Origin of the sequence: Pseudomonas poae (assembly GCF_001439785.1) — a bacterium.
GTDB classification, from domain to species: Bacteria; Pseudomonadota; Gammaproteobacteria; order Pseudomonadales; family Pseudomonadaceae; genus Aquipseudomonas; species Aquipseudomonas poae.
In genome coordinates this window covers 327,432-351,135 of the sequence record NZ_JYLI01000005.1, presented here as the reverse complement: position 1 = coordinate 351,135, position 23,704 = coordinate 327,432, and the positions used below count along the sequence as shown (strand labels likewise).

Annotated in this window: 16 protein-coding genes; 13 read left to right on the top strand and 3 right to left on the bottom strand. The window is 62.7% G+C overall.

From position 1 onward, the window contains the following. Positions 1-12: 12 nt before the first annotated feature. From TU75_RS08850 to TU75_RS08800, 11 genes are all read left to right on the top strand, one after another. Entirely contained in the window at positions 13-585 is a 573-nt protein-coding gene (locus TU75_RS08850; RefSeq protein ID WP_060548711.1) for a fimbrial protein, read from the top strand. Between the two features lie 10 nt (positions 586-595). Next, positions 596-1,090, top strand: coding sequence for a fimbrial protein (locus TU75_RS08845; protein WP_003231498.1), 495 nt, complete (start codon positions 596-598; stop codon positions 1,088-1,090). A 23-nt stretch (positions 1,091-1,113) separates the two neighbouring features. Further along, on the top strand, positions 1,114-1,593 hold the full coding sequence (locus TU75_RS08840) for a fimbrial protein (RefSeq protein WP_060548710.1): 480 nt from the start codon (positions 1,114-1,116) through the stop codon (positions 1,591-1,593). A gap of 10 nt (positions 1,594-1,603) precedes the next feature. Further along, the gene (locus TU75_RS08835; RefSeq protein ID WP_060548709.1) at positions 1,604-2,140 is read left to right on the top strand and encodes a fimbrial protein; all 537 of its coding nucleotides are present in this window, start codon (positions 1,604-1,606) and stop codon (positions 2,138-2,140) included. 96 nt (positions 2,141-2,236) lie between these two features. Further along, entirely contained in the window at positions 2,237-3,205 is a 969-nt protein-coding gene (locus tag TU75_RS08830; protein ID WP_173664769.1) for a fimbrial protein, read from the top strand. A gap of 96 nt (positions 3,206-3,301) precedes the next feature. Next, the gene (locus tag TU75_RS08825; protein WP_003231494.1) at positions 3,302-4,264 is read left to right on the top strand and encodes a fimbrial protein; all 963 of its coding nucleotides are present in this window, start codon (positions 3,302-3,304) and stop codon (positions 4,262-4,264) included. 483 nt (positions 4,265-4,747) lie between these two features. Next, positions 4,748-5,245 carry a CS1 type fimbrial major subunit gene (locus tag TU75_RS08820; RefSeq protein WP_003231492.1) on the top strand — a complete coding sequence of 166 codons (498 nt, stop codon included), beginning with the start codon at positions 4,748-4,750 and terminating at the stop codon, positions 5,243-5,245. A gap of 132 nt (positions 5,246-5,377) precedes the next feature. After that, positions 5,378-7,900 (top strand): CS1-pili formation C-terminal domain-containing protein, encoded by a 2,523-nt coding sequence (locus tag TU75_RS08815; RefSeq protein ID WP_060548707.1) that lies wholly within the window; start codon positions 5,378-5,380, stop codon positions 7,898-7,900. Positions 7,901-7,928: 28 nt separating this feature from the next. Beyond that, positions 7,929-8,669, top strand: coding sequence for a hypothetical protein (locus TU75_RS08810; RefSeq protein ID WP_060548706.1), 741 nt, complete (start codon positions 7,929-7,931; stop codon positions 8,667-8,669). Between the two features lie 22 nt (positions 8,670-8,691). Continuing rightward, positions 8,692-9,180, top strand: coding sequence for a CS1 type fimbrial major subunit (locus TU75_RS08805; RefSeq protein WP_060548705.1), 489 nt, complete (start codon positions 8,692-8,694; stop codon positions 9,178-9,180). Between the two features lie 11 nt (positions 9,181-9,191). Further along, on the top strand, positions 9,192-10,406 hold the full coding sequence (locus TU75_RS08800) for a hypothetical protein (RefSeq protein ID WP_060548704.1): 1,215 nt from the start codon (positions 9,192-9,194) through the stop codon (positions 10,404-10,406). A 4-nt stretch (positions 10,407-10,410) separates the two neighbouring features. Here the strand turns inward: TU75_RS08800 and TU75_RS08795 are convergent, their stop codons facing one another. Next, positions 10,411-15,435: an NEL-type E3 ubiquitin ligase domain-containing protein gene (locus tag TU75_RS08795; RefSeq protein ID WP_060548703.1), complete on the bottom strand. Its 5,025-nt coding sequence runs from the start codon at positions 15,433-15,435 to the stop codon at positions 10,411-10,413. A 138-nt stretch (positions 15,436-15,573) separates the two neighbouring features. Continuing rightward, positions 15,574-18,645: a transglycosylase domain-containing protein gene (locus TU75_RS08790; protein WP_060548702.1), complete on the bottom strand. Its 3,072-nt coding sequence runs from the start codon at positions 18,643-18,645 to the stop codon at positions 15,574-15,576. Between the two features lie 540 nt (positions 18,646-19,185). Here TU75_RS08790 and TU75_RS08785 point away from each other — a divergent pair. Continuing rightward, on the top strand, positions 19,186-20,598 hold the full coding sequence (locus TU75_RS08785; RefSeq protein WP_003231484.1) for an amino acid permease: 1,413 nt from the start codon (positions 19,186-19,188) through the stop codon (positions 20,596-20,598). 45 nt (positions 20,599-20,643) lie between these two features. Here the strand turns inward: TU75_RS08785 and TU75_RS08780 are convergent, their stop codons facing one another. Further along, positions 20,644-21,768 carry an OpgC family protein gene (locus TU75_RS08780; RefSeq protein ID WP_060548701.1) on the bottom strand — a complete coding sequence of 375 codons (1,125 nt, stop codon included), beginning with the start codon at positions 21,766-21,768 and terminating at the stop codon, positions 20,644-20,646. 246 nt (positions 21,769-22,014) lie between these two features. Here TU75_RS08780 and nosR point away from each other — a divergent pair, with 246 nt between their 5' ends. Further along, complete coding sequence (gene nosR / locus TU75_RS08775; protein ID WP_003231482.1) at positions 22,015-23,346, top strand: response regulator c-di-GMP phosphodiesterase, NosR family; 1,332 nt, start codon at positions 22,015-22,017, stop codon at positions 23,344-23,346. Positions 23,347-23,704: the final 358 nt, after the last annotated feature.

The window sequence follows — 23,704 nt, the reverse complement described above, 5'->3', positions numbered from 1 at the left end:
CTGGAGAACGTCATGAAGTCGCAACGTATGAACGTGCTGGCAGGGCTGTTACTGGCCTTTGCGGGGGGCGCGCAGGCCGAGGATGTCGAAGGCATGAACGGGGTGTTGAACATTCTCGGGTCCATGCACGAGGCGCCATGCAGCCTTGAAATGAACTCGATCCACCAGACGGTCGACCTGGGTGCGGTGTCGACCAGCCAATTGCAGCGGCCCGGCGATCAAGCCAAAGCCAAGGCATTTCAACTGCGCTTTCAGGATTGCCAGCGCACGGCGGGCAGCATTCGCAGTGAGCGCACCGGCAACCTGACCTGGAGTGCGTATCAACCGGTGGTGTCAGTGGCGTTTGTCGCGCCCGCCGATGCCGATGATCCGCGCCTGGTCAAGGTGCGGGGCATCAGTGGCATGGGGCTGCAGCTCACCGACGCCCTGGGCCGCGATGTGCACTTGGGGCAACGGGGCGAGCCGCTGCTGTTGCCCATGGGGTCAAGCGCCATGACCTGGCACGTACGACCCACGCGCACCGCCGCGCCGTTGAGCAGCGGGGCCTTCAAGGCCGTGGTGGATTTCAGGCTCAATTATGAGTAAGGGCAGAACAATGGCTAAGTTAATCGGCGCTGGCGCCACGCTGGCGGGAGGCTGCCTGTTGTGGGCGCTCGGCCAGGGCGTGCAAGCCGACACCAACCTGATCATCCGCGCGACGATCATTGCGCCGCCGCCGTGCGTGATCAACGGCGGGGGCACGCTGGATGTGCCGTTTGGCAACGACCTGCAAACCTCCCGGGTGGACGGCGTCAATTACCGTCGCAACGTGCCGTACACCGTCACCTGCGACTCGCCGTTCAGCAACGCGCTGACGCTGGAACTCAAGGGCACCGGGGCGGCATTTGACAGCCGTGTGTTGTCGACGCGCAAGCCTGACCTGGGCGTCAAGCTGTTCGTCAATGGCGCGGACTGGCCGTTGAATACAAGGGTGAACTTCACCCATCCCAACTTCCCTGTGGTGCAGGCAGTGCCGGTCAAGCGCGCGGGCAGCCGCCTCACCGGCGGCGCATTCGACGCCGCCGGAACACTGGTGGTGGATTACCAATGAGTACGCAAAAAGAGAAACGATCAATGACAGGTTGGCCGCCGCGAGCCTTGCTCGCCCTGTGCACCCTCGGCCTGTGCAATGGCGCCTGGGCCAACTTGACGTTCAGCGGAACGCTCAACGAACCGCCGCCCTGCACCATCGACGCGGGCAACACCATCGAAGTCGATTTCGGCGATGTCGGCATCAAGCGCATCGACGGCGTGAAATATCGCCGAGGGCTCGGCTACACCATCAGTTGTGGCACCGACACGCTGCCCTGGGAGCTGCGCTTGAGCATCAAGGGCACCCCCACCGGGTTCGATGGTGCGGCGGTGCAGACCAGTGTGCCGGCCCTGGGCATTCGGGTGTTCCAGAACAACCAGCCGTTCGCGCTGAATGCGCCGATGGACATCAGCCTGTCGTCACCGCCGACCCTGGAAGTGGTGCCCGTGCAGCAGCCCGGCGCGATTCTGGCGCCCGCCAGGTTCACGGCGGTGGCCACGCTGCTGGCCGAATACGAGTAGGAGTGGGTCTATGCGACATCCAATTGTTGAAAAAGCCGCAGGGGCAGTGCTGCTCATCATCGGCTTGATGCCTGTGGGCCATGCGGCGGACAACCTCAGCTTCAAGGGCAACCTGGTGGAAGAGGCCTGCACGATCCGCCCCGGCGACGAGGCGATCACCCTGGAACTCTGGGACCTGACCAGCAAGTACCTCTACCTCAACACGCGTTCGGTGGGGAAGGGCTTCCAACTGCACCTAGAGGACTGCGACACCAGCGTCGGCAACACCGTCACCATCACCTTTGGCGGCCGCGAAAACCGCGAGCTGCCCGGCTTGCTCGCACTGGACAGCGGCAGCGGCGCGTCGGGTATCGGGGTGGGCCTGGAGACGCCGAGCAGCAAGCCATTGCCGCTCAACGCCACCAGCGACGAGCAGGTGCTGACCAACGGCGCCAATGTGATCGAGCTCAAGGCCTACGTGCAGGGCGAACCCAAGGCCATCAGCGACCAGACCATCGGGCATGGCGCGTACACGGTGACCTCAACGTTCACCCTCAATTATCCCTAGTGCGGGTCCACCTCGGATACCTTCCAGGCGCGCCCCGCATGGCGTTCACTGACTGTTCGCCAGCGGCGTCTGGTTGAGGAGCAATGTGAGATGAAAATGAACCGACTGCCTGGAGCCTTGGTGCTTCTTGTGCTGATGAGCGGCGCGGCGACCGTTGAAGCCGCTCAATGCCGTGTGAACGGTGGGCCATGGCGACAGGTGGACACGGGCGGGACCCTGACCTTTCAGGTGCCCGTGACCGTCCGCGTGGGGGCGGATACCACGCGTATTCTGCTTGAGGGCGCGCGACTGGATTGCCGATTCACTCCCTATCCTTTCCCAGCCTGGTACACGGATCATTGGTCTACGTCGGCTCTAGCAGGCGCGCCCTGGACGCCCGGCCCAAAATTCATCAATCAGGGCACCGGTCTTCGGATAAACGGGGGGTACTACAACACGCCGGTGCCCTTTGGCATCCGTATCGCAAACATGCCCAACAACGCCGTGGGTGTGCCCGTGGATGCAACCCCCTATATTTTGATACGCAACAACCCCACCAACCCGATTGACGTGCGAATAGGCGATGTCCTTGGCGTGCTGCGTCTCAGCCAGACAAACAACTACGACTCCTCGCGCACAGGCCTCAGTCTCACGTACACCGCCGCCAATAACTTCGCGATTTCCCCGTCGTCCTGCACGATCAACAATAACAACCCTATCGAGATCAACTTCGGCAACGTCCCGCAGCGCGCCATCGGCACCGATCCGCTGACCAGCTCTATCGTGAGCAACCGCAGGCTGACTTATTCCTGCCCGGACGCAGGGATCACCACGCCCATCACGATCACCTACAAAGGCACCTCTTCGTCATTCGATTCACGTCTGTTGATGATGACCAACCCCAACGTCGGCACGGCGATGGTCCGCGCGGGCGCTGCGGTCCCGGTGAACGGCTCGTTCCTGACGCGCATCACCAACAGCGTCGGCGGTGACGACGTAACGTTCTCGCTGGCGCGCCGCAACAACGCGATACCCACCGCCGGCGCCATCAGCGGCAGTGGTGTACTGGTGATGGGCGTGCCCTGAAACACGTTAACTCATGAATTCCCACCTCGTCCGACAGGGGCAGCGCGCGCATGGACTGTTCGTGCTGGCCCTGGCGGATTAAGCAAGCAACGAGAGATGAAAATGAAACAATTTAAAGGAGCTTTCGGGCTTCTGCTTCTGGTCGGCGTCAGCACGACCGCACAGGCCGTCGATTGTCGGATCAATGGCGGCGCCTGGTTTACGGGTAACCCGAACATGCAGGTGCCGGTGACGGTCACGCTGAGCGCCGACCGCACCCGCATCATGCTCGAAGGGGCACGACTGGAGTGCCGCTATTCACCAGGACAGGGCCCCGCCTGGGGCCAGGACTACTGGAGGACCGGCAACTTTTCGGGCGCACCCTGGACCCCAGGCCCCAAGTTCACCGGCCACGGCACGGGGCTGCGCATCAACGGCGGGTTCTATAACTCCCCGGTCCCGTCGGGCATCCTCATCGCGACCCTGCCCAATGACAAGCAGACTTACCCGATCAACGTCACCCCCTATATTCTGGTGCGGGCCTTTCCGGCCAACCCGATCAATGTGCGCGTCGGCGACAACCTCGGCATGTTGCGTCTCACCAGTTCGAACAACTGGGATGGCAGTCAGCCGCAACTGAGCGTCACTTACACCGCCGCCAACAACTTCGATATTTCGCCGTCCACCTGCACGATCAACAACAACGCGCCGATCGAGATCAACTTCGGCAATGTCCCGCAGCGTGCCATCGGCACCGATCCCCTGAGCACCACGATCGTCAGCAATCGCAGGCTCACCTATGCCTGCCCGGATGGCGGGGTGAACTCGCCCATCACCATCACTTACAAGGGCACGTCGTCTTCGTTCGATTCGCGTCTGTTGATGATGAGTAACCCGAACGTGGGCACCGCCATGGTCCGCGCAGGTGTTGCCGTCCCGGTGAACGGCTCGTTCCTGACCCGCATCACCAACAGCGTGGGTGGCGACGATGTGACCTTTGCCCTGGTGCGGCGCAACGGTTCGGTACCGACTGCCGGTGCCACCAGCGGCAGCGGTGTGCTGGTGATGGGCGTGCCCTGAGCCACCCTGCACCGCCAATTCCCGCAGGAGCGAGCTTGCTCGCGAAAATCGTCAACGCTGACGCGCTCATCCTGGATGTACGCGGCGTTCTCGGATTTTTCGCGAGCCGGCTCGCTTCTGCGTTTTTGAAGGGCGCGCGCGACGCGTGTTCATAATTGGTAATGGGTTGTTTAGTTAATATTAGAGTCTTTTGTAATACTGTTCTTACGGCTGGCAGACTGATTAAACGGTTTTCGGTTAGTTGCAGGTAGTCCTTGTCTTACAGGCGTTATTAAAGTTTTGGCAAAAGGCCATTTTTTTCTGATGAGTTATGGGTTGTTCGGCTACTTGGTTAAAGGAAATCGCCTGCTTACTTGCCGTTGATAGGCTCGGATACTTGTTCGGCATTGAACGAGTGCTTGGCGGTCAATGCAACTTATTGGAATTGCCGCGTCGGCAGTTCCGTGACGCTAAAAGCTTCTGATCAAAGACAGGTACTCCGTCATGTTCAAAAAACTCGCCCTCGCAGCACCTTTAGTTGCAGTGTCCCTGGGCTCTTCCATGGCGTTTGCCGCCGACGATGCACGTTCCTCCATTCAGATCACTGCCGATATCCCCACCAAGCAATTTCACGTGCTGCCACGGGACCCCAACTTCGGTAAAGACGAACGAATGAACTACAACCCCGTCAGCGGTGAACTGAGTTCCCTGCGCGGCACGTATGACGTGAAGAACACCGAAGGTTCGGTTCACGCCTACATCGAAGGCGGCACCACCGCGGCAGCGCTGTACAACGGCTCGGACAGCATTGCGCTGACCAACACCTTCAACGGCGTCGTGCTCACCGCCACTCCGCAGGAAGTGGTGGATGATCCGCAATCCACGCCTGGCACCCAGGCCGACCTGGTCATCACCCCAGCCAAGCCGGCCGACACGCAAAACGGTCTCTACACCGCCAACTACACGGTGATCTTCGACGCCGTGCCGCGCGCGACGCCATAAGCGTTAACGCGTGACGTGTCACGCCCTGGGCTCGCGATGCGCCCGGGGTTTTTAGAAGGGTCGGCGTCTGCTCCTCTGCGCCGGCCCGGTTTTTTATGGTCCCGATAGTTCGTACTGACGAGAGCCCCGTTCATGTATTCGATGACGCCTGTTGCCGGTGCGTTGCTTCTATTGGCATGCGCCAGTGCCATCGCTGCGCCTGTGTCGCCCGGTGCTGCGCCGGGCAGCCTGTTACTGCAATCGCGAGAACTTCCCAAGGAGTTTGAGCAACACTTTTTTGATGTGCCATTGGCGGTGCGCGTCGAGCTGGATCAGCAATTTTTGGGCGAAGCGATGATCGTACTGGGACGTGATGATCGCATTACCCTGCTGGAATTCACCGACACCGCCGACAGCAAGATCAGCCCGACCGAGCGCGACAACTGGCAACAGATCCTGCAAAACGGCATGGCGCTGGGCGGTTGCGAGCGCAGTTGCCCATCCAGATTGCTGGCGCTGCACTACAGCCTGGACAGCTCGCTGGTGTCGATCCTTACCGAAAACGTTGAGCGCGGCACCGACCTGCAACGCTATTACGAGCACCCGGAAGCGGGCAGCCATGGCTTGATTGTCGATAACCAACTGAACCTCACCGGCGGCCAGGACGAAAACCTCGGCGGCCGCTACGGCTTGCAGGCCAGCGCCAGTCTGGGCAACTGGACCCAGGCGCTGAACCTGCAAGTGTCACGCTTGGGCGGCACCGACACTTCGCTGCGCCATGCTGTGCACGAGCTGTACAGCCAACGTGAAATGCAGGGTGATTTCCTGCGCCTGGGCTTTTTTACCCCCGGCTCCGATGGCCTGAACCGCCAGATCCGCTCGTTCGGTGCCAACCCGGATACCGCCGTGGGCGTGATGTTCGGCAGCTCGGACAGCCTGCTGGTCAACAACCCCAAGCCCAGCGTCTACCCGATCTATGTCACCGCCAGCCGCCAGGCGTCGGTGGAGATTTATCGCAATGGGCTGTTGATCAACAGCCAGCCGGTCGCGGCGGGCCTGCAAACCCTGGATACCCGGCCCTTGCCCGGCGGCATCTATGAAGTGGAAGTGCGTCTGATCGAAGACGGCCAGACCAGCGCCAGCAGCACCGAGCTGGTCTACAAACCCAACAACTGGCGCAACGCCGATGAGCGGTGGCGCTACAGCACCTTCATCGGGCGTGAAAGCAAATTGTTCAGCAACTGGGAGCAACAGGCGACCGGTAATCCCACCTACGGCGCGGGTCTCAATTACCTGGCCCACCCCCGCGTGATCCTGGGCCTGTCCAGCCGTAAAGTGCGTGACATGCTGCAGACCGGCACCTCCATCGACTGGAGCCTGGCCAATAGCACCAGCCTTTATGCCAATGTCTACCAGACTCAGCAGCATGGCACCGGCATGGACGTGCAAGGCTTGTACAGCTACGGCCAGGGCAGCGTGGTGCTCAGCCACAACCGCAGTTGGCTGGACAACCGCGACACCTACGAAATACTCGCCGACGGCACCCGCCTGCGCCAACGCACGCCCTTTGTCGGGCAGACCAGCAGCTCGTCGCTGTCACTCAACCATCGCCTGAGCAACACACGTTCCGTCAGCGCCAGGCTGGCGCACAGCCAGGGCAATCTCAACGGCGTGGGGCTCGACCTCGGTTGGGCCCAGCGCGGCAAGTTGATGGGCAGCGACGCCAACTGGCGGCTGTCGGTATTCGATCGTCCCGGCACCGCCAGCACCGGCGACAAACGCAACCGCGGCGTCGACTTGAGCCTCAGCCTGGCCCTCGGCGCGCCGGGCGAACAATGGTCCGCCAGCCTTGGCACGCGCACCGCCCGCGATGGCAGCCGCGACAACAACGGCTCGCTGAGCTACCACCGCGACTTGCAGGGCCACGTGCTGCAAAGCGTCGCCGCGACGGTATTGGCCGACACCTACGGCGTCGGCCTTTCCGGCCGGGGCAGCTTCCAGACCGACGCCGTATTTGGCGATGCTTTCGTGCAGCGCTCGTCCTTCAATAACAACCTCAGCGGCGGGCTCAACCTGGGCAGCACCCTGGCGGTGGGCGCGCAGAAGATGGTCCTGAGCAGCCAGCACCATGGGCGTGGCGCCGGGATGATCGTCGACGTGGAAACCGACCTGGAAGACATCCGCCTGCGCGCCGATGACCTCACCGGCGGCAGCGTCATCCTGCGGGCAGGGCGCAACTTTGTGCCGATTACGGCCTACAAGAACAGCACGTTGGGGTTCGATTTCGAGGGCAACCATCCGCCGGCGGCGAGTATCCAGCCGACCCGCACCCGCTATCACCTGAACAAGGGCGGGGTCGAGTACCGCAAGATCAGCGTGATGAAAACCGTCACCGTGCTGGGGCGCCTGCTGGACGCGCAAGGGCATCCGCTCAAGGGCCATCACCTGATCAATCACGCCAGCCGTGGCGTCAGTGAAGTCGACGGGTTCTTCTCCATGGAAATGAACACCAGCGTGCCGACCCTGGAAGTGCGCTACGCCAACCAGTTGCTCTGTCGCTTCCGTTTGGAACCCGATACGGCGCGCCAGGAAAGCGATGTGCTGATGATCGGCGACCTGCGCTGCACCCCCGAAACCCTGGCCGACGCCGTGCAGGCCGCGCAACGCGCGGGTTGAAAGCTTTTTAACGTTATGAGGTTTTTAAATGAAATGTTTTCTGACGCTATGCGCCGCGCTGTTGTTGGCACAGGTGGCCCATGCCGGTCCGCAGATCAATGTGGGGGTGGTGTACGACTACCTGGAGGCCGGCAAAAGCACCTACATGAAACGGGTGTTCAATGGCGGCACGTCCACCGCCTTCGTCAAGGTCAACATCCTTGAAATGGTCTACGACGCCGATGGCAGCTACCGCGAAGTGCCGGTTAAAACCAGCGCCGACATCAGCGCGCGTGATGGCCTGATGGCCAGCCCGGCACGGCTGATCGTGCCGGCCAACGGCACTCAGGGCACCCGCTTGCTGTTCATGGGCAATCGCGACAGGGAGCGTTACTTTCGCGTGCGCTTCGTGCCGGTGGTGCCGCAGACCGAGGATGAGTTCGCCATCAGCGAGGAGGAGCGCCAGGACTACAAGGACAGCCTGGCGGCGGGCGTGCGGGTGTTGGCGGGCTACGGCACGGTGTTTTTCGTGCGGCCCACCGATACCCGCTTCGACACCCGTGTGGCGGATGACACCACGCGTTATGCCTTGCACAACGAGGGCAACAGCGTGGTGGTGGTCGATGAGTTCAAGGATTGCGCCGTCGGCAACCCCCAGGACTGCCGGCCTACGATCAAGCACCACATCATGGCCGGACGCTCCTTCACATTCGATAAACAGCCGGGTCGCGTGTATCGCTTCAACCTGATCGAAGGCAGCGCGAAAAAAACCATTGAGATCAAAGGCTGAATCGCCGCACAGGAAAACCACCATGTTCAAGACACTGGCCTGTACCGCTTTATCCACGGTTTGCCTGCTGTTCGTGCCCCTGGCCTGGGCAGCGGTCGAACGCGAGACATTCGAGGTGTTCGTGACGATTCCCACCGCGGATTTTTATGTGTTGCCGGTGGACCCCCAACTGGTGCAGCGCGAACAGCGCCTGGGCTACAACCCGGTGTCCTCGGAGCTGAGCCCGCTGCGCGCGCAGTTCGAGGTGAAGAATGTCGGCGGCGCCATCGGTGCGCGGCTGGAGGCGCAACCCTACCTCTTCAACGGCAAGGACCGGATCGACCTGCGGGTGACCTTTAATCAACAGGAGTTGAGCCTTGAGCGCAGTGAAGTGGTGTCTACCGTCGACGCCCGGCCGGGCAGGCGGGTACCGCTGGAAATCGTCGCGATCAAGCCGCCTGAGGATTATCAGCCCGGCCATTACTACGGCACGGTGAGCATGGTATTCGATGCCATTGCACCCCATTTCTAAGGTTGTTGTTTATGAAAATCGCTCATTACTTGCGCGGGTTGTGCTCGTTCGGCCTGCTGCTGCCGACGCTGGCCTTGGCTGCCGTACAAGACATCACGGCGAGCTTTCGGCCTGATCCGTCCAGTCCCATGGTCAACAAGTTCGTCAACACCACGCCCGAAAGCGGGATTTGCCCGTGGCATATTCCAGAGCGTTGCAAAGCCTTGGGAATTTTCAGTATTCGGACCAGCGACATCACGTTTGCCTCCAATGGGCCGATTCAGGGCGGTCACACGGACCCGCGTAAGGGCGCTATGTTCAAAGTGCCCAGTGCATGGCGGGATCTGACGGTCAGCCACGTTGAAACGGGCAAGGCCGAGACGGTGCAGATGCGTATCGCGGGCATTGGTGGCAGGTTTGACTTGCAGGGAGGCGTGGACCACTCCGTGTGGACGCGGGGTTCATTGGGGTGGTTGTACCCCAACCCGCCGTGTACGCACACCGGTTATACCACTGGCACCCGCTGGCTCCTTTTATGGTCCTGGATCGTCCCATCCAACGCGGGTGCTTGTTCGATGTTTGCCCGCGAGGACATTCCCGGGCTCATCTACCCGGTTTTCGAATATTCCTATGAACTTAAAACCCCGAACCCTTTGACCATGGACAGCGGCTTGTACACAGGCTCTCTGAGTTACACGATGGGCCCAGGCGGTGATTTCGACTTCGGCGACATCATGATTCCCAACGACAACGTCATGAGCTTCAACTTCACCCTGGAGGTGGATCACCACCTCAAGGTCGAAGTCCCCCCCGGCGGCAACCGCGTGCAACTCGAACCCCAGGGCGGCTGGCAGGGCTGGTTGCAGAACGGGCGCAAACCCACGCGCCTGTTCCGCGACCAGACCGTCAACCTGTGGGCCAGCTCGCAATTCAAGATGACCCTGGAATGCGGCGCGCCGATGGGCAACACCTGCAGCGTGCGCAATGCGGCCGGTCATCAAGTGCCGCTGGAGCTGGCGGTGACCTTGCCGCCGGGCTTGAGCGATGCTGGCGGGCGCCCGGTCAATCGCTTGCCGTTGCGCCTGGACGGCAGTGGCACCGAGTTGTTCCAGCCCAGCCGCTACATCGACCGCAAGCCCAGCACGCTGCACTTCGAGGTCCAGGCCGACAGCGTGGCGCAAATGCTCGAACAACCCGGCAGCACCTACAACGGTGACGTAACGGTGATCTGGGACTCTGCGATCTGATCGCTCATCGCGTGCGATTGGTCCGGTTGGCAGCCGCCGTCAGCGCTGTGCGCGTGAGGCGGCGCATCCATTCCTGTTGGTTGTAGCCCAGGTCGTTGAGCAAGCGGTTGTACACGTCATCGCTCATGGGCGCGTCGGCGAACACCACGCTTTCGGGCACTTGGGCGGCATCGGCCAGGGTCTTGAGGCGCTCGCGCAGGCGATTGCGTTCGGCGGCTTCCAGGGTGTCGGCGCTGGCCCATTGCGCCTGCTCGGTCTGCAAGTCATCCAGGGCCAGAAAGCGCTCGCCAAATTCGTGCTCGTTGTCGCTGCATTGGCTGTCGTAGGCAGTGCGCAAGTGTTGTTCCCACCAAGGTTCGAGCAACATCTGGTTGACCAGGCCGTCGCCTTCGCCGAGCGCCGTTACGGCAGTAAAGGCTTTTTCGATGCGTTTGGAGGAGACATTGGCGGTTGTTCGATACAGCATGTGATCGCTCAACCAGGGCAGGTCGAGCCGCGCGGCCAGCGACGTCTGATAGGCGAGGTGCACATCCACTTCATCGATCTCGCCGGGCTCGCCGTTGAGCACGTCCGAGCTGAACCGCTGGCCCTGGCCGCCTTGCGCCTTGGGTTTCAGGCGCAAGGCGATGTCCTGGCCGACGACTTTGGCCAGTTGCTTGAGCCGCGCGCTGCCCCTGGCCAGGGTGACCAGGCGCGCTTCAAGTTCGGCGCCGTTGGGCGCGTCGCGGTAGGCTTCGCTGACCAGCACTTCGATGCCCATTTCATTGAAAATCTGCGCCCCGGCATCCGGGCACAGGCCGGGGAAACTGGCCATCTTGAACAGCCGCTCGCGTAATGCGCTGTCTTCATAGGCTGCCAGCAGCATGCGCCAGACCTGCTGGTTGAGCAGCGGGCGGTTGGCGGTGTAGCGGCCTTGGTCCGCTTCATTGGCGAACGGTCGCTTGATCTGCAACGCATCGATCACTTCGAAAAAACCTTGGGAACCCTGCTCGCGCTCCAGGGCTTTCCATAGGGCATCCGACTCGCTGCGTTTGGCGGCCTCCAGGCCTTCGAGCCAGAAGGCGTTGGCACCGCGCGGCTCATAGGTGCGGTTGGGGTCCAGGCCGGCGTCGGTACGATAGGTTTCGTAGCGTTGGCGCGCCTCATCGGTCAGGGTGGCGCGGTCAAGGCGTGTGCGTGCCACGAGCCTGGCGTGGGCTGAACCCTGTGCGACGTCGGGCAGGTGGTTGATGCGCGTGCCACGCAGGTCGAGAAGAAACTCATCGGTGCGCGGCTGCGCAAACAGCCCGGCGGGCCAGCTGTCCACCTGTGTACCCGCGAGGCGCAGCGTGCGCAGCCCGGGCATCCAACTGACGTCCGGCGCCTGTTGCAACGGATTGTTGCTCAGGTCCAGGCTCTTGAGGTGCTTGAGGGTTTTCAACTGCGCGAGCTCGTCGCTGTTGAGCACAAGGCGATTGCCCGAGAGTTTCAGGTCGCGCATGAAACGCATGCCCTGCAACGCCTTGGGCAACTGTGTGAGACGGTTGTTGGCCAGGTTGAGCCCGCGCAAGGAGGGCAGGTGCTTGAGAAAGTCACTGTGGGCATCGCCGAACTCGCAACCGGTGGCCTCCAGCACCGTGACGTGCTCGAAGCTGGCACTCAGGGTGGGCAGCCTGGGCGGCAGGCTCAGCAGGTCGCGGGTCAACAGGTCGAAGCGCAGCATGGCGCCGTGCTGCACATGGCCCCAGCCGTCGGCGTACTCGGCGAATCGATCCGCCCAGCAGCGTTCCAGCAATTGGGCGATGAGCTTCTTGGCGTATCGGTTGTCCTGATAAGGGTTCTCGCTCTCGCCGCCAATGGTCACTGTGTTCTTCCAGCTTTGCAGCTCGACATGCAGCAGTTGCTTCTCCGCCTCCAGGGCCTGGAGCGTGTCGACCAGGTCAAACTCGGGGATCTCCTCCAGGAACAGGGTCAAGCGCTCTTCGGTCATGCTCGGAAACAGCAACTGCAAGGTTTGCCGTGCATATTCAAGCCGGGTCAGCGCGGTGGTGCCCGGGCAGCGGCTGAGCACCGGGCCGCCCAACAGCTGGCTGGTTTCGCGCGTCTGGATCACCGGCACCGGTGGTTCGGCAAGTACCACGCGACGCTCGGCCAGGGACTCCACGCGTTGCTTGATCCACTGTTTGAGCGCACCGCCTTCGCCCAACTGAAAGCCCAGGGCGTTGCGCTGCTCGGCCGGCAGTGCTTGCAGGATCGCCTGGTAAAGCGTGGTACGGCTGGCGGCGTGCGGGTTGGCGGGATCGACGAACAGATAACCGCGGGCGTTGCGAATCAGCACGCGCGTGGTGTCGGCCGACAGTGGCCCGACCGCACACGACACCTCACCGCTGGCGGAGTGTTCGCGAATCTCCAGGCGCAGCTTGCCAAAGGTGTCGCTGTAGACCTTGAGGGCATTGAGGGCCAGTCGCTCGGACGCCGACGGCAACGGCGAGGGCCGATCAAACCCTTGGTAGGCCAGCGCCGATTCGTTGGCAAAGGCCAATTCCCGCGCCTGATTGCGCAAGCGCAGTGGCAGTTGCCGCTGGGCAAGGGCCTCGCGCTCGGCCTGGGTGGCGCTGGCGAGCAGGGTGCGTGCAGCATTTGAATCCAGGTAGTCAAAAGGTTCGCGCAAGGTCGCAAGGCTGGGGTCGTCGGTGAGTTCCCGGGTCTGGTACACCTTGTCGCTGATCTCGGGAGCGTTGCGCATGACCTGGTCAGCCAACTGGTCACGCAGGGTCTGCACCTGGTGTTCCGGTGCCACATCATCCCCCAGCAAGGTGCGGGTCGCGCTGTCGTCGAGGAACGCGAGCGCGTGCTCCGGCAGCTTGCCGGACAGCGCCTCGCTCTGGCTGAGCGTCAGCGTATCGGCCTCGGCGGCGTTCGCATGGCCGAACGTGAGCGCCGCTCCGTCGGGGTCGCTGTCCAGGTACACGCTGAGCGCCTTGTCCCGGGGCCAACCCGGCAGCTCGGTGAGGAGCTGTGGGAACCAGTCCGTCGAGGGCCCGTTTGGCAGTGGTTCACCGGCACGCACCTTGCGGCTGACAGCGTCAGGAAACACCTGGGCTTGCAGGCGATCAAGACTCGCGGCCAGCAGGGGCGGCAGGGGCTCGTTGTAGCGGTACAGGCTGCGCAGCGCGCCTTCGTCGGTGCCGCTGGCGATGCGCAGCGCTTGCAGCTGCGGGTCGCTCAAGCCCTGCACACGCGGGCCCAGGCGCCGCATCAGGGTCTGGCTGTCCCAGCGCTGCGGCTGCTCGCCTTCGTGCACGAAGGCACCGTCGGTGGCGAGCACGACGCGTGGCTGATAGGCGTCCGGGCGCGCTGGGTGCACCAGGCGATGCTCGTCGGTTGCGGGGTCGTGGCGGATTTTGTAGTGGCGGTCCTGCAACGGGCGCAGGTCCTCGGCTTGCCGGTCAGCCGGGTGGGCATAGGGTTGCAGGTCCGGGTTCCATAACTTGCGCGCGCCGTCTTGCGCCTCGATTGGGTGCATGCCCTCGACAAACGCGGAGAGCTTGGGGCGCAGCACTGCGCCAACCTTGCCGGCGCCAGCGAACACCGCGAACTGCGCCAGGTTTTCCGCCACCCCCAGCAGGTGCTCGGCGGCTTGCGTGCCACGGCCCTGGGCCCAATCGAGCAACCCCTCGAACACCTCGTCACACAGTTGATACACGCTGTACACCATCATCATCTGGCCCAGCACCGGCACGAACGGCGTGACCACCAACAGCGCCGCGTTGAGCACATCCGAGAGGATCTTTTCCAGGTTATCCCACCAGGCCCGACGCGCCAGGCGGTCGACATAGGCAGTGGACACCGCCAGTTCGCGGGCGTCATTGACGATTTTGTTCAACTTGACCCGGTACAGGTAGTGCCAGGGAGTGTCCTTCTTCGGGTCGTCCGCGCGGTGGGCGGTGTCCTGGGTGATGTCCAGCAGGCTGAATTTCAGGTTGCTACCCGCTTTCACCTGCGCAAAGAAGGCACCGCGCTCGGCATGTGCCACGAATTGGCTGAAAAATACCGGGTAGTCAGGCCCACCGCGTAACTGGCGCGTCAGCGTTTCGACAAAGGCCTTGGGCGAGGCGTATTGCTTGAGCGGGTGTTCGGGGTCCTGGGGCACCCAGGCGATGACGCGCCCGTGGGCTTGGCGCTGCTCCGGGTCGGTGGTGAACAGCATGACCCCGGCCAATGGGCTGCCGGCCACGCTCAGCGAGTAGCAGCCCAAACGCTGGCCATCGAGTGTGAGGTTGACCGGGTTGTCGATAAAGCCCAGAAGCGCTTGATGCGCATCGGCCGGCAAATGCTCGCTGTGCAGGCCCAGGTGCGCGCTGCTGCGCAGGTCCGCCTTGAGCTGGCTGACCACTTCAGTGCGCACCACGCCGGCCACTGCCGGTTGATCGAAGCCCAGAACAGTCCTCAGTTCGGCCTGGTAACGCCCGCCGATATCCAGGGTGCGGCAGATCGCCTTGAAGTGATCGACCGTGAGTTTTTGCCCGGTGCTCTGATGCCGGATCGAGAGGATCTGGCGCTGGCCCCGGGCATCTTCCGGCCCCATGAAGGCGTGGTCGACGAAGCGGTCGCCGGCGGCGAAGTTATGCAGGGCCATGTCCAGCAATGACAGGGTCTTGCTGTGTACGCCGCCCTTGAGGTTGATCGCCCACCAGGCGACCGGCGCGTTCATATAGACACGCAGCGAGGTGTTGCGCACGTCCACGTCGCCGTAGTGGGGCAGCAACGCGCCCTTGAGCAGTGATTCAGCGAAGGCGCGCAGGTCGTTCAGCGGGCCGAGACGTTTATCCAGCGCCGTCTGGGCCTGCCAATGCTCGGCAACGGCGGTCTTGAGTGCCTGATGCTGCGCGGGCGTGGCCCTGGGGTAGGGCACCGGCGTTCCCAGGCCATTGCGCTGAAGGGCTTGAATGCGGGCCGGCGTGGTGCCCTTGATCCAATCGGGCAAAGCGTTTTGGATCAGCTCGAGATGGCGGCCCTGGAAGGGCGTGGCCGGTAAATCAGTAGGCATGATGTGAACCTGAATAGACCAGTGGAGTACCTGAGTCTATGCAGTCGAGGCGTCTGAAATAAGCTTGAAAATTAGTCGGTTACGCGTGCCTAACGGTCAATAATTCAGCGCTGAACACTACCCGGATGCCACCCTTTTTCAGCGCGCCACACACAGCGTGTTCGCGCCGGGTTGCAAGTACGGCGTGAGGATCGGTGCCATGCCTTTTAGCACCTGCACCGGCAAGGCCGAGGTGAAGGTGAAGCGCTCGGCCGAGGCGCCCGGCACGAAGGCGGTGAGCGTGCCGAAGTGGTGTTCGCCGATGTAGAACACGAACGTCGCCGTACGGTTGATGGCTTTGGAGCTGATCAGGCGCCCGCCCGAGCCCGTGGCCTGGATGCGGTTATCGCCGGTGCCAGTCTTGCCGCCCATCGACAGCGGCGTGCCGTCCGCCAATGTAAAACTGCCCGCCACGCGTTTGGCGGTGCCGGCGTCCACCACTTGCGACAGCGCGCCGCGCAAGGCGGTGGCGACTTCACTGGGCAGTACCCGCCGGGCGCGGTTCGGGTCGCTGACCAGGCGTGTTTCGTACGGGGTGTCGGCGGCAAAGGTCAGGCTGTCGATACGCACCACCGGCAGGCGCACGCCGTCGTTGAGGATGATGCCCATCAGGTCGGCGAGGGCGGCGGGGCGGTCGCCGGAACTACCAATGGCGGTGGCCAGCGACGGCACCAGATGATCGAACGGGTAGCCCACGTCTTGCCAGCGCTGGTGAATCTCCAGGAAGGCTTCGATCTCGAGCATGGTGCGGATACGGCTGTCGCGGGCGCTCTGGTGACGGCTTTTGAACAGCCAGCTGTAAACTTCCTGGCGCTCGAATTCGCTGGCCTTGACCGCGTCGTTGAAGGTTGCGTCCGGGTGGTTGAGCAGGTAACCGAGCAGCCACAGGTCCAATGGGTGCACCTTGGCGATGTAGCCCTGGTCGGGCAGGTCGTAAGCGCCGGGGCCGTAGCTCTGGTAAAGCTTGGCCAGGCGTTGGTCGCTGAGCGTGTCGCCGGTTTTGAGGTGCGCGCGCACAAAACTGTTGAAGCTGCTCTGACTGGCCCGGGGCAGCAGGTAGCGGTGCACGGCGGCCAGGCGGATGGCGGTGGGGTGCAGGCTGTCCATGAAGGTGTCGAGGCGCGCCTGGGTATCCTTGTTGCGGTATTTTTTCCAGAACTTGAGCAGGAACGCGCTGCCTTCGCGGTCGGCAAAGCGGGCCAGGTATTCCTGGCGGCGCGGGTCGCTGTCGTCCTTGAGCAGGCGCGCACTGTTGTCGGCGCCGGCGTAGGTGGTGTAGCGCACCAGGTCGCGCATCAGGCGAATGAACGGCAGGTTGATCGACTCGCGCAGGGCGTCGCGCAGGGTCGGGTTGCGGCCGTTGTCTTCGCTGCGAAAATTGTGAAAGCGGTGCAGGCCGCCGCCGGTGAAGAACGCTTCGCCGGGGTTGGCCGAATAGGTGCGGTCGAGCGCGGCGTCGAGCATCTTCGACAGTGTGCGGTCGGGGTTGCGTATCAGGTAATCCAGGGCCCAGCGCGACAACACATCCTGTTCGGTGGCCGCGACTTTTTTCAGCGTCGCGGCTGGTTGTGCGGCATAGCGCTCGTGCAATTCGCTGATGATCTGCAGGTAGGTGGTCAGCACCCGCAGCTTGGCGGTGGAGCCCAGCTCCAGCTTGCTGCTCTGGTTGATGTCGAAGGGCTGGTCGGTGTTGTCGGTCTGCACGCGCACGCGCGCGCCACCTGGGGTCAGTTCGAACAGGGTAAAGCTGTAGCGCACCTGGGGCGTGCTTTGGGCCGTGAGCAGGCGCGGGCCGAGCAGGCCGATTTGCCCGGCGAAGACCGGGTCTGCCAGCCGCTTGAGGTAGTCGGTGGTCCGGGTTTGCAGGTCATATTGCAGGGTGCTGGTGGCGGCCAGGTCGAGGCGGTCCAGGTCATACAGCGGGCGGTCGAGCAGACTGGCCAGGCGGCTGCGCGCGACGGTGATGGCCTTGTTGGTTTCCACTGGCTGCAGCGTCGGTTGCTGTTGCCAGTCGCGGTAGGTGACAGCGCCTGCGAGTGCGGCGTCGGCCAGCGCCGGGTCGATCACCTGGCTCTGTGCCAACAGGCGCAGGTGGCTGTCGGTCAAGTGCGCCAGTTCGTCACGGCCCTTGTTCAGGTAGTACGACGGGCGCCGTTGGGCAATCATCAGCGACAGCACCTGGCGCAGGGCCACGCCTTTTGGCGCGAGGTTCTGGGGCGCATCGTCGGCCAGCAGCGCATTGACCTGGTTGAAATCGGCGCCGAACCACACGCGCAAACCTTCGGCCATGCCGTGCACCTCACCGTGCCCCGGCACGGCCGAGAGCGGCACGGTGTTGAGGTAGTCGCGCACGATGTTCTGGCGGCTGCCCAGGGTATCGGCCCCCGGTTGGTAGGCCCTGACGCTGGCGGACAGCATCTGGCGCAGTTTCTCGCTGCCCGATGCGGTGAGGCCGTCGGGCGAGTGGCGATACTTTTCCAGCTGGGTGGCGAGGGTGCTGCCGCCGGCCGTTTGCCCGGGCAGGTGCAGCAGCCTGGCGACCTGTGACCAGGCCGCCCTGGCAAAGCGCGGCCAGTCCACCGCCGGGTTGGCGGTGGGGTGTGCGGGGTCGAGCAGGTCGCGGTCTTCGATAAACAGCAGGCTGTGCACCATCAACGGCGGGATCGTGCCAAAGCGTTCATACAACTGTTGCGGGTAGCTGAAGCTGTACAGCGGCGCCGCGCGGCAGTCGGTGAGGCTCAGGCCGGCCTGTGCTTTCTCGGCGTAGGGCACATAAAAGCCACGTTGGGCATACGTCATCAACGCCGGCGAGAAACGCGCCTGGGCCTCGATCAGGTAGTTGCGCTTGAGCAGGCGCGGCAGGAATTCGTCGAGGGCGCTGTAACCCAGGCGCTGATCAAACGGACCGGCGCCGGGGTACACCATCGCGTCGCTGGCACCGGGCTCCACGCCATAGCTCAGTGAGGTGGCGAACGGGCTCAAGTGTGCCGCTTGCAGACGCGAGCTGTGCATCTCCCTGACGGCGGCCCAAGACACTGCCAGCAGTGCGACCAACAACACCAGCCACCACCATCGCTTGCGCGAACGATGGCCTTTCGGCAATGGCGGCTGATCCGTGCTGTCGTCGAGTACCGCAGCTTTTTTCGAATCGGTTTGCCATAACGCGCCCATGGTCGATTGATCCATTCCCTCAGATTGATCGGACTTGGATGAAGCGTAGTCGCTGGTAGCGCGGTGTGAAAAATTACTCTTTGGCAGGCCCTGCTTCTGTGGCGAGCGGGCTTGCCCCAATGCCGTTCAGTCAAGCGCAGATTCCCTGTGGCGAGCAGGCTTGTCCTGCGTTGGGCTGCGCAGCAGCCCCAAAACCAGGCGCTGAGCCTTATCAGGTACACCGCGTTTTGCTGGAGTGAGGGCGCTTCGCACCCCAACGCGGGGCAAGCCCGCTCGCCACATTAAGCCCACACATTTTCCTTGACTGAACGGCATCAGGGCTTGCCATCGTGCCGGGTCGAAAAGGCATGAGCACAGGGTTCAGGCTTTGAAACAGGTAACTCTGTCTCGTAGAATGCTTTTTTATCCGGATTTATCGCTGAATTCTGTCGCTTATAGAGTGAAAATTCCTTCGTTCGGGTTTTTATACTGCATGCCCCATCGGTGTTGCGGTGTAACGCCCGTTGGCTCAATCCAATAACAAAATGAGGTTGTACCCTTATGCCTGTCGGCAACCCCCTGCCCCCTGGCGAGACCGTCCCGGACGGCCCGCTCAAACGTGAACTGGGCGAACGGCACATTCGCCTGATGGCCCTCGGTGCCTGCATCGGTGTCGGCCTGTTCCTCGGCTCGGCCAAGGCCATCGAAATGGCCGGCCCGGCGATCATGCTGGCCTACATCATCGGCGGCCTGGCGATTCTGGTGATCATGCGCGCCCTCGGCGAAATGGCGGTGCACAACCCCGTCGCCGGTTCGTTCAGCCGGTATGCCCAGGACTACCTCGGCCCGCTGGCGGGTTTTCTCACCGGCTGGAACTACTGGTTTTTGTGGCTGGTGACCTGCGTGGCGGAGATCACGGCGGTGGCGGTGTACATGGGCGTGTGGTTTCCCGACGTGCCGCGCTGGATCTGGGCGCTGGCGGCGCTGGTGAGCATGGGCACCATCAACCTGATCGCGGTCAAGGCGTTCGGCGAGTTCGAGTTCTGGTTTGCGCTGATCAAGATCGTCACCATCATTGCCATGGTGATCGGCGGCGTCGGCATCATCGCCTTCGGCTTTGGCAATGACGGTGTGGCGCTGGGGATCTCCAACCTGTGGGCCCACGGCGGCTTCCTGCCCAACGGCGTGCAGGGCGTGTTGATGTCGTTGCAGATGGTGATGTTCGCCTACCTGGGCGTAGAGATGATCGGCCTTACCGCCGGTGAAGCGAAGAACCCGCAAAAGACCATCCCCAATGCCATCGGCTCGGTGTTCTGGCGCATTCTGCTGTTTTACGTCGGCGCGCTGTTCGTGATCCTGTCGATTTACCCGTGGAATGAAATCGGCACCCAGGGCAGCCCGTTCGTGATGACGTTCGAGCGTCTTGGCATCAAGACCGCCGCCGGGATCATCAACTTCGTGGTGATCACCGCCGCGCTGTCGTCGTGCAACGGCGGCATTTTCAGTACCGGGCGCATGCTCTACAGCCTGGCGCAGAATGGCCAGGCCCCGGCGGCTTTTGCCAGCACGTCCAGCAACGGCGTGCCGCGCAAGGCGCTGCTGTTGTCGATTGGCGCGCTGCTGCTGGGCGTGCTGCTCAACTACCTGGTACCGGAAAAAGTGTTTGTGTGGGTGACGTCCATCGCCACGTTCGGCGCGATCTGGACCTGGGTGATGATTCTGCTGGCGCAGCTCAGGTTTCGCCGGGGCCTGAGCCCTGCCGAGCGCGACGGCCTCCAGTACCGCATGTGGCTGTTTCCGCTCAGCTCGTACCTGGCGCTGGCGTTTCTGGTGCTGGTGGTGGGCCTGATGGCGTACTTCCCGGACACGCGCATCGCACTGTACGTGGGCCCGGCATTTCTCGTGGTGCTGACTGTGTTGTTCTATGTGTTCAAGCTGCAACCGACCAGCAGGGCGATGCGCTCGGCCATCTGACGACCCTTGCACAACAAAAAGCCCCGTGATCGGGGCTTTTTTGTTTCAGGCGGGAACCGACTGGGGCCTCTGGCTCAAACGCTTGTTGAATTCCAGCCAGGCGGCGAGCGCGCCCATCAAGACGACCCCCGCCAGGGCGCTGCCAATCTGCACGTGCACGGCATCGCCGGCCAGCGCATTGACCATATCGGCCAACGGCGCCAGCAGCACGCCGAGGCAGAACACCTCCAGCGAATACCGGCCCATGCGACAGGTCTGCTGTGCCAGCCAGTTATGCGTCCAGGCCTCCCCCGGCAACAGTTTGGCGGTGACATAGGCAAGTGCCAGGAAGTGCAGCAGGCGCGCCGGTGAAAGGTCGGTCTTGCTCAGCGGGTACAGCCGTTCGCTGAGGGCCGCCGGCATCAACGCATCATGGAGGTCAGGCCAACGCCAGGCGAGCGTGATCACCGCCGCGACCAGTGTGTAAAACGCCGCCAACACGAACAACGGTTGTCTGGCCAGCGTCCGGGTTTGCACTGGACGCGGCCGGCTGGCATGAATCGCTGCGGCACCGCCCAATACAAACAGCAACTGCCAGGTGACCGGGTTGAAGTACCACACGCCGTCGGCGATCGCGCGCAGGTTCCAGCCCAGGTGGGGCGCCAACAGGTACACCGTCAATGACACCGCGACCACCGCTCCGGTGTAGCGCAGCAACAACGGCAGCACCAGCGACAGGCCTGCCAGCAGCACGATATACAGCGGCAACGGGTCCATCAGGTTGGGCTTGAAGCGCAGCAGCAATTCATCGGTGAGCGCCTGTTGCGGGTGGGTGACGAAATGCGTCAGGCCCATCTCCGCCACCAGATCGCGGGTTTCCACATGGCTGTTGGCAAAAAACACGATGCCCATCAGCATCGCCAGCAAAAAGATATGCACCACGTAGAGCACCCAGGTGCGCCGCAGGATTTTCAACGCGGCCATCCAGTAACCTTCGCGCTGCAGCACCTTGCCGTATGCCAGCACCGAGGCATAGCCGGCAAGGAACACGAACACTTCGGCGGCGTCGCTGAAGCCGAGGTTGCGCAAGGTGATTTGACCGAGGAGATTGTGGGGGACGTGATCCCAGAAAATGAAGATCAACGCCAGGCCCCGAAAAAAATCGATGCGCGGGTCGCGTCCGTTCAGCATGGCAGCGGGCTCTATGAACAAATGGTTTGTAGGGGCAGGCGCGCGGCAGGGTGGTGCACGCCGTGCGTCGGGCGGGCGCAGGTTGGCGGTATTTGTAAGCAATTGCAAAGTCTGGATATTACTGAATGTCTCAGGCGCTTCGCCTCGCTGGATTCGCTTCAGGAAAACCCAACTAAACTCTTGATATCCGCCAGGAGGCAGTTGCCCAGACCGTAAGGAGCGCACACCGACGATCCGAGGTATTCCATGGGAGAGTCCGTTACGTTCACCGATGCCGAGCGCCCGGTGGTGCTGTTGATCGATGCCCATCCCGACGTGCTGCAGCGCCTCACGCAGTTGCTGCGCCTTGAGCCGTTTTTGCTGCACAGCGCGACCTGTGCCGTCGAGGCGCTGGCCATTCTCGCTCGCCATCCCGTCGACCTGGTCATGAGCGCCGCGCGCCTGCCGGACATGGACGGCGCCTCATTGCTGGCGCATATCCACCAGGCGTACCCGCACACCGTGCGTATCCTGTTGACCGGCGAAACCGACCTGACCCTGATCGTCAAAGCCATCAACGAAGGCGAGATCTACCGCTACCTGAGTAAACCCTGGAAGGATGAAGAGCTGCTGCTGGCCCTGCGCCAATCCCTGGCCCACCAGCATTCCGAGCGTGAACGCGCGCGCCTGGAGCAGTTGATCCAGCAGCAGAACGACGAACTCAAACAGCTCAACGCCTCCCTGGAAAAACGCGTGGCGGCGCGCACCAGTGAGTTGCAGCAAACCGCCGACATGCTCGACCTGGCCTACGAAGAACTCAAGCACAGCTACGCCACCGGCACCGAGGTGTTTTCGCTGCTGGCCAACCTGCGCCTGCCGCGCGCCAAGCAGACCAACCGGCAGATCATCGAACTGGTGCGCACCTGGTGCGTGTCCCACGGCGTTGACAGCGCCAGCAACCGCGACCTGACCATGGCCGCCGCGCTCTACAACATCGGCAAGCTGAGTTGGAGCGACAGCATGACCGCCGCGCCCTCGGACCTGCTGCACGGCAGCGACCGCGAACGCTATCGAGCCTATCCCGGCCAGAGCGAATCGCTGCTGATGACCCTGGAGCCGATGAAAGATGCGGCGCGGTTGATCCGCCATCATCAGGAACGCTGGGACGGCAGCGGCTTTCCCGACCACCTCAAGGGGGATGCGATCCCCGCGGGTTCGCGCCTGCTCAAGCTGGCGGTGGACTTTATCGAACTGCAAAAGGGCCTGATCCTGGAACGCCAGATGAACAGTGACGAAGCGTTGCTGTACATCCGCAAATACGCCGGGCGGCTCTACGATCCGAACCTGGTGGAAGACTTCGTGCGGGTCTGCGCCACCTACCTCAATGACGTGACCCTGGGCGATCCCGGCGTCAGGGTGCTGGGCACCCGCGAGCTGGAAGAGGGCATGGTGCTGGCACGCAACCTCAATGCGGACAACGGCATGTTGCTGCTCAATGCGGGCAAGTCGCTCAATTTGCCGTTGGTGGACAAGTTGATTGCGTTCGAGACAATGGAGGGTGCGCGGTACAGCGTATTCATCAAGGCTGAGCCCGATTGAGGAAGGCGGCCGGTATGGCGGAGTGTGAGCGCGGTCAACTGTGGGACCTGCGGTGCGACGATTCTACTTGCCTGCGAAGGCGTCGGCCCGGCAAACATTGATGCTGACTGACCCACCGCTTTCGCTGGCAAGTTGTACCGCAGATCCCTGTGGCAAGCCACAATGCCGTTCAGTTAAGCGAACGCGATGCTCAAAGTAACGAAGATCAAATGTGGGAGCTGGCTTGCCTGCGAAGCGATTTTTCGGTGTACACATCCGGTGCTGCGGTAAAGGCGACTTAGGGTTCCGCCCTTACGGCGGCTCACTTTTGAAAAGCGCAAAAGTAAGCAAAACGCTCTTGCCCCAACACTCGGCACCT

What these genes read in the sequence shown, in the direction of transcription:
- TU75_RS08850 (WP_060548711.1), top strand. Translation starts at nt 13, where the DNA reads ATGAAGTCGCAACGTATGAACGTGCTGGCAGGGCTGTTACTGGCCTTT.
- TU75_RS08845 (WP_003231498.1), top strand. Translation starts at nt 596, where the DNA reads ATGGCTAAGTTAATCGGCGCTGGCGCCACGCTGGCGGGAGGCTGCCTG.
- TU75_RS08840 (WP_060548710.1), top strand. Translation starts at nt 1,114, where the DNA reads ATGACAGGTTGGCCGCCGCGAGCCTTGCTCGCCCTGTGCACCCTCGGC.
- TU75_RS08835 (WP_060548709.1), top strand. Translation starts at nt 1,604, where the DNA reads ATGCGACATCCAATTGTTGAAAAAGCCGCAGGGGCAGTGCTGCTCATC.
- TU75_RS08830 (WP_173664769.1), top strand. Translation starts at nt 2,237, where the DNA reads ATGAACCGACTGCCTGGAGCCTTGGTGCTTCTTGTGCTGATGAGCGGC.
- TU75_RS08825 (WP_003231494.1), top strand. Translation starts at nt 3,302, where the DNA reads ATGAAAATGAAACAATTTAAAGGAGCTTTCGGGCTTCTGCTTCTGGTC.
- TU75_RS08820 (WP_003231492.1), top strand. Translation starts at nt 4,748, where the DNA reads ATGTTCAAAAAACTCGCCCTCGCAGCACCTTTAGTTGCAGTGTCCCTG.
- TU75_RS08815 (WP_060548707.1), top strand. Translation starts at nt 5,378, where the DNA reads ATGTATTCGATGACGCCTGTTGCCGGTGCGTTGCTTCTATTGGCATGC.
- TU75_RS08810 (WP_060548706.1), top strand. Translation starts at nt 7,929, where the DNA reads ATGAAATGTTTTCTGACGCTATGCGCCGCGCTGTTGTTGGCACAGGTG.
- TU75_RS08805 (WP_060548705.1), top strand. Translation starts at nt 8,692, where the DNA reads ATGTTCAAGACACTGGCCTGTACCGCTTTATCCACGGTTTGCCTGCTG.
- TU75_RS08800 (WP_060548704.1), top strand. Translation starts at nt 9,192, where the DNA reads ATGAAAATCGCTCATTACTTGCGCGGGTTGTGCTCGTTCGGCCTGCTG.
- TU75_RS08795 (WP_060548703.1), bottom strand. Translation starts at nt 15,435, where the DNA reads ATGCCTACTGATTTACCGGCCACGCCCTTCCAGGGCCGCCATCTCGAG.
- TU75_RS08790 (WP_060548702.1), bottom strand. Translation starts at nt 18,645, where the DNA reads ATGGGCGCGTTATGGCAAACCGATTCGAAAAAAGCTGCGGTACTCGAC.
- TU75_RS08785 (WP_003231484.1), top strand. Translation starts at nt 19,186, where the DNA reads ATGCCTGTCGGCAACCCCCTGCCCCCTGGCGAGACCGTCCCGGACGGC.
- TU75_RS08780 (WP_060548701.1), bottom strand. Translation starts at nt 21,768, where the DNA reads ATGCTGAACGGACGCGACCCGCGCATCGATTTTTTTCGGGGCCTGGCG.
- nosR (WP_003231482.1), top strand. Translation starts at nt 22,015, where the DNA reads ATGGGAGAGTCCGTTACGTTCACCGATGCCGAGCGCCCGGTGGTGCTG.